This is a genomic window from Pseudoduganella violaceinigra DSM 15887 (assembly GCF_000425385.1).
In the GTDB taxonomy this organism is placed as follows: domain Bacteria; phylum Pseudomonadota; class Gammaproteobacteria; order Burkholderiales; family Burkholderiaceae_D; genus Rugamonas; species Rugamonas violaceinigra.
In genome coordinates this window covers 340378-346447 of the sequence record NZ_AUDI01000009.1, presented here as the reverse complement: position 1 = coordinate 346447, position 6070 = coordinate 340378, and the positions used below count along the sequence as shown (strand labels likewise).

Below are 6070 nucleotides of genomic sequence, written 5' to 3'. Positions count from 1 at the left end.
GACAACGTCTCCATCACCGTCAAGCTGATCTCCCCGATCGCGATGGAAGAAGGTCTGCGTTTCGCAATCCGTGAAGGCGGCCGTACCGTCGGCGCGGGCGTGGTAGCCAAGATCCTGGGCTAATCAGCCTCAGTGATTCAAGCGGGCCGGCATGTGCTATCATGTCGGCCCGTCTTAGTATTTACTCTCATTGCCGGAAACGTATTGTTGCCGGTTCGTTCTTTTAAGGAATAAGCATGTCCGCTCCAAACCAAAAGATCCGTATCCGCCTGAAGGCTTTCGACTACAAGCTGATCGACCAGTCCGCACTGGAAATCGTTGACACCGCCAAGCGCACCGGCGCCGTGGTAAAAGGCCCAGTGCCTCTGCCAACCCGCATCCAGCGTTACGACGTGCTGCGTTCCCCGCACGTGAACAAGACTTCGCGCGACCAGTTCGAAATCCGCACCCACCAGCGCCTGATGGACATCGTGGACCCAACCGACAAGACTGTTGACGCGCTGATGAAGCTGGACCTGCCAGCTGGCGTGGACGTCGAAATCAAGCTGCAGTAAGACCGGTTTCGTCGCAAGACAAAAAAGCCCGCAAATTGCGGGCTTTTTCTTTTTTCGCGGCCGCAAACGAAAGCGCCTGCCCGGCCAGGCTTGCGTTCCTGCGCCGCCGCGTCGCGGCAGCACAACACAATCCCGTCAAAACGGCAAGCATGCTGGTAAAGATTTTGATTCAGGCAACATAACTTATAGTTTTTCAATTACTATATTTCGCTTTTACTTTTTTCATAAGTTAAATAAACGGGAGTGAGTAGTTGAAAAGTAAGCCTAACCTGAACAAGAGCGCGATCGCTGCAGCGGTGGCTGTCGCTTTTGCCGCACCGGCCTTTGCCCAGCAAGGCGCCGCAACGCCAACGATGCAGCGCGTGGAAATCACCGGCTCCAGCATCAAGCGTGTCAACAATGAAAACGCCGGCTCCCTGCAGGTGCTGAACCGCGCCGACATCGAGCGCACCGGCGCCACGACTGCACTGGAAGTGCTGCGCTCGGCGTCCGCCATCGATACCAGCCTGAACTCTGCCACCTCGAGTTCCGGCAGTTTTGCGCCGGGTTCCTCCGCGGTGCAGCTGCGCAGCCTGGGCAAGGTTGCCACCCTGGTGCTGGTCAACGGCCGCCGCATCGCCCCGTATGGCCTGTCCGACGGCGGTCAGGATAACTTCACCAACCTGGACGCGATTGCCTCCGAATCGATCGAGCGCATCGAAATCCTGAAGGATGGCGCTTCCGCGATCTACGGTTCGGACGCGATTGCCGGCGTGGTCAACATCATCCTGCGCAAGGATTACACCGGCGCGCGCATCAAGGCCAACTACACCGAAGCGCCCAAGTTCAAAGACCAGCGCACCCGCAATGTGGCCGCCATCTTCGGTTACGGCGATGTCGACACCGACGGCTTCAACACCTACCTGAGCGTCGAGGGCTACCGCGCCGACGGCTGGAGCAGGGGCGAGCTGCGCCGCTTCGTGCCGGACTGGCACGGCCAGACGCCAACCGGCGCGGCCTGGGATGCCAAGAGCACCTATTCGCCGACCGGCAACTACTGGGTCAACAACAAGCCGACCCCGGCGCCAGGCTGCCCGGCCGACGCCATGGATGCCGGCGCCTGCAAGTGGGATGTGCTGCCATACGACGGCCAAACCACCGACAACGAGCGCTGGGCCCTGGTCAGCAACACCCACTTCCGCATCGGTAAATCGATCGACGCCACCCTCGAGATCACCTCGTCCGGCGCCAAGACCGACTACATCGTGCCGCCGTTCACGACCCCGAGCCCGACCAGCACCTACCTGTGGTACAACGCGGTCGAAGGCCACACCGTCGGCCCATTCAGCTACCCGAAACTGCCGGTCGGCCACGCCATGAACCCGTATAACGTGCCGGTCGAGTACCGTGCCCGCTTGATGGACACCGGCAACGGCTTCAACTTCAACCGCACCAATTCCGAACAGGCGCGCTATATGCTGACCCTGAACGGCAGCGTCGGCAAGTACGATTGGAAGTCCGCTTTCGGCCAGATGACGTCGGAAGCGACCAAGGAAACCCGCAACGCCAGCGCCAAAGGCTACACTGACGCCATCGTCAAGGGCGCCTACAAGTTCGGCCAGCAGAACGATCCAGCGCTGCTGGACGCCATGTTCCCGGTCCGCAGCACTGCCGGCCGTTCCAAAACCACCTTCATCGACGGCACCATCACCGGTGAAGCGATGCAGCTGCCGGCCGGTCCGCTGAGTTTCGCAGTCGGCGCCGACATCCGTCGCCAGCACTACGAAATGGCCAGCTCGGACAACGTGCTGCGCGGTGAACTGGTCAGCGTGTTCGGCTTGCAGGTGAACGACACCGTGAACCAGTACGCCCTGTTCGGCGAAGCCGTGATCCCGGTCTTCAAACGCCTGGAAATGACGGCCGCCCTGCGCGCGGACAAGACCGACAAGTTCGACGCGCACCTGTCGCCAAAGCTGGGCCTGAAGTTCACCCCGACCGACAGCCTGCTGTTCCGCGCCACCGCGTCCGGCGGCTTCCGCGCACCGAACATCAACGAAACGGGCAATGGTCTGGGCCGTGGCTCGGTATCCACCAACGTGAATGACCCGCGCCGCTGCCCAACCGCCGCCGCCCTGAACGATCTGGTGCAAAAAGCGGCGGGCGCCACGTCCGCCGACAAGGCACGCGCCAAAACGCTGATGGAGCTCGATTGCAAGGGCAGCCTGTCGACCTTCGTGTCGGCCAATTCCGAGCTGAAGCCGGAAACCTCGAAGACCTTCACCGTTGGTGTGGTCTGGGAGCCGATCAAGAACACTTCGTTCTCGCTGGATTACTACAATATCAAGCGTAAAGATGAAATCGGCACCCGCGAAGTCCCCGACCTGTTGAACGCTGAAGCTTCGCTGCCAGCCGGTATGCTGGTGCGCGTCGACAACACCGCCCAGGACAACGAATTCCTGGGCATCGTCAACAAGTACGTTCCTGGCAACACCAAGAACTTCGGTGGCGTCGGTTCGCTGGGCCTGGCTTACCGTCCATACGTCAACAGCGGCAAGACCAAAGTCGACGGCTTCGATTTCGACGCTTCGACCCGTGTCAAGCTGGACGGTATCGGCGAGCTGCGCGTTAAGCTGGAAGGCGAGTACAAGCTGCACTACCAGATCTGGAACGTGGGCACCAATAGCTACAACCCGAACCAATACGGCACCTGGGACTATGGCTTTGGCCGTTGGAACGTGAAAGTGCGCCCATCCTTGACGGTTGGCGCGTGGGATCATGGCGTGACGATGAACTACCGCAGCGCCGCCAACAACAACAGCTATGGCAACGACACCTACTGCGTGACCCAGAAGGTGGCGCCAGAGAACATGGGCGCATGCGAAAAGGTCAAGCGTCCGGTGATCTTCGACTACAACCTGCGTTACTCCGGTATCCAGCACCTGACCCTGTCGATGTACGTGAACAACGTGTTCGACCGCCAGCAGGCCGTACGCTGGCGTGATGGCTGGTCGTTCACCAGCACGGGCTTCCGCACCGTCGGCGTGAGCGCCGCTTACGACTTCTAAGCGCCTCTCGGCGTAAGAGCGAAAAAGCCGGGCAGGGATGCCCGGCTTTTTATTTTGTATACTCGGGATTTCCGCTCGGGAGGTTGAAATGAAACGCATGATCACTATCGCAGCGCTGGCCCCACTGATCCTGCTGGGCGCCTGCGGCCAGAAGAACCCGGCCGACCAGGCGGCGCAGGACATCAAGGCCATGGGCGCGCAGCGCGACAAGGCCAAGGATGCCATGAAGGCGCTGGAAGACAGCCAGCAAAAAGCCAAGGAGGCGGCCGACAAGGCGGCGGCGGGCGACGATAGCCAAAAGAATTGATCTCGGCCGCGCTATACTGCGGCGCATGAGCGACAAGACCATCCTGATCGTCGAAGACGAACAAGCCATTGCAGACAGTATTGCCTTCGCCCTGGGCAAGGAAGGCTTCGCGCCGCACCATGTGACGCTGGGAGAGCAGGCCCTGGCCGCCGCGCGCGACCAGGCGCCGGCGCTGGTGATCCTGGATGTCGGCCTGCCCGACATCAGCGGCCTCGATGTGTGCCGCCGCCTGCGCCAGTTTTCCGACGTGCCGGTGATCTTCCTCACCGCGCGCAGCGATGAAATCGACCGCATCGTCGGCCTGGAAATCGGCGCCGACGATTATGTGACCAAGCCTTTTTCGCCGCGCGAGCTGGTGGCGCGCGTGCGCGTGATCCTGCGCCGCGCGGGGCCCGCGCCCACCGCCGCACCCGCCACCGTCGCCAATCCGCGCACGCCCGGCTTCGAGCTGCGCGCCGCCGAGGCGCGCATCCTGTTCGCCGGCCAGCTGCTCGAACTGACGCGCTACGAATACCTGCTGCTGAAAACCCTGCTGGAGCATCCGGGTCACGTGCTCTCGCGCGCCCAGCTGATGGACCGGGTCTGGCGCGACGCGCCCGACACGCTGGACCGCACGGTGGACGCCCACGTCAAATCGCTGCGCGCCAAGCTGCGCGGCGTCGACGGCAGCGCCGACCCGATCCAGACCCACCGCGGCATGGGCTACAGTCTGCAGCCCGGCGCATGAAGATCGGCCTGCGCATCCTGCTGGGCTACTTCCTGATCGTCGGCCTGGCGGCCTGGTTCCTGCTCAGCATCTTCGTGCAGGAGGTCAAGCCCGGCGCGCGCTCCACGCTGGAGGCGGCCATGAACGACTCCGCGCAGCTGCTGGCCCAGGTGGTTGCCGACGACATGAAAGAGGGGGCTGCCAATGGCACCCTGCTGGCCAGGATCGCCGCCGCCAGCCGCAACACCGACTACCGCATCACGATTACGGACGCGCAAGGCCTGGTGCGCTTCGATTCCGCCGGCAAGGCGGTCGGCAAGGATTACTCGCACTGGAACGATGTCTATCTCACGCTGCGCGGCAAATACGGCGCCCGCATGTCGAGCGAGTCGCCGCACGATTACGGCAGCCTGGCGATGTATGTCGCCGCGCCGGTGCGCGACGGCCAGCGCATCATCGGCGTGCTGACGGTCTCCAAACCGATCTCCAGCGTGCAAGGCTTCATTGAACGCAGCCAGCGCAAGATCCTCAAATGGGGCGCCCTGCTGCTAGGCTTGTCGCTCCTGATCGGTGTCGTCATCACCTGGCGCATGGCCAGCACGGTCAACAAGCTGATGGTCTTTGTCGAGGCGGTGCAGGCGGGGGAAAAGGCGGTCATGCCCAAGCTGGGCAGCAGCGAGATCAGCACGCTCGGCCACGCGCTGGAAGCCATGCGCGCCAAGCTGGAAGGCAAGGATTACGTCGAGACCCTGATGCACACCCTGACGCACGAATTGAAAAGCCCGATCGCCGCCATCCAGGCCGCCGCCGAGCTGCTGGAAGAGGACATGCCACCGGCGCAGCGCCGCCAGTTCCTGTCCACCATCCAGGCGCAGAACGCGCGCCAGCGCGACCTGATCGACAAGCTGCTGGCCCTGGTGCGCGTGGAAAAGCAGCAGCGCATCGACGATGCGGCGCCGCTGGCTGTGGCCGGCCTGCTGCGGGACGTGGCCGGCGACTTCCAGGCCCGCCTGGCCGCCCGCAAGCTGGAGCTGGAGATCAGCGCCGATCCCACGCTGGAGCTGCGCGGCGATGCGCTGCTGCTGCGCCAGGCGCTGGGCAACCTGCTCGACAACGCGATCGGCTTCGCGCCGCCCGGCAGCACGCTGAAGCTGGCCGCCAGCCGCAGCGACGGCCACGCCGCCATCAGCGTGAGCGACGCCGGCCCGGGCATCCCGGCCTATGCGGAGGCGCGCCTGTTCGAACGCTTCTATTCGCTGCCGCGCCCCGACGGCGCCAAGAGCACCGGCCTGGGCCTGCCCTTCGTGCGCGAAGTGGCGTCCCTGCACGGCGGGAGCGCCCAGGTGGCGAACGGCGAGGGCGGCGGCTGCCGCGCGGTGCTGCTGCTGCCGCTTCACACAGAACGCATTATCAGCGCATAAACGCTCTCTACACTGGCGCAACCTTGATAACAACAATA

Annotated in this window: 6 protein-coding genes; all 6 read left to right on the top strand. The window is 63.3% G+C overall.

The window, feature by feature from the left end:
* Positions 1 to 123: EF-Tu C-terminal domain-related protein (locus H597_RS34015; protein WP_503826060.1), on the top strand; the 123-nt coding region annotated here is incomplete at its 5' end.
* Between the two features lie 113 nt (positions 124 to 236).
* Positions 237 to 554, top strand: coding sequence for a 30S ribosomal protein S10 (gene rpsJ, locus H597_RS0107955; RefSeq protein WP_028101676.1), 318 nt, complete (start codon positions 237 to 239; stop codon positions 552 to 554).
* Positions 555 to 805: 251 nt separating this feature from the next.
* Complete coding sequence (locus H597_RS0107950; RefSeq protein WP_229632121.1) at positions 806 to 3598, top strand: TonB-dependent receptor domain-containing protein; 2793 nt, start codon at positions 806 to 808, stop codon at positions 3596 to 3598.
* 88 nt (positions 3599 to 3686) lie between these two features.
* Positions 3687 to 3905 carry a hypothetical protein gene (locus tag H597_RS0107945; protein WP_154668014.1) on the top strand — a complete coding sequence of 73 codons (219 nt, stop codon included), beginning with the start codon at positions 3687 to 3689 and terminating at the stop codon, positions 3903 to 3905.
* Positions 3906 to 3930: 25 nt separating this feature from the next.
* Positions 3931 to 4632, top strand: a complete 702-nt coding sequence (gene creB, locus H597_RS0107940; protein ID WP_028101673.1) for a two-component system response regulator CreB — start codon at positions 3931 to 3933, stop codon at positions 4630 to 4632.
* Positions 4629 to 6032 carry a two-component system sensor histidine kinase CreC gene (gene creC, locus H597_RS0107935; RefSeq protein ID WP_028101672.1) on the top strand — a complete coding sequence of 468 codons (1404 nt, stop codon included), beginning with the start codon at positions 4629 to 4631 and terminating at the stop codon, positions 6030 to 6032. Before creB ends, creC begins: the two co-directional genes overlap by 4 nt.
* The last annotated feature ends 38 nt before the right edge of the window (positions 6033 to 6070 follow it).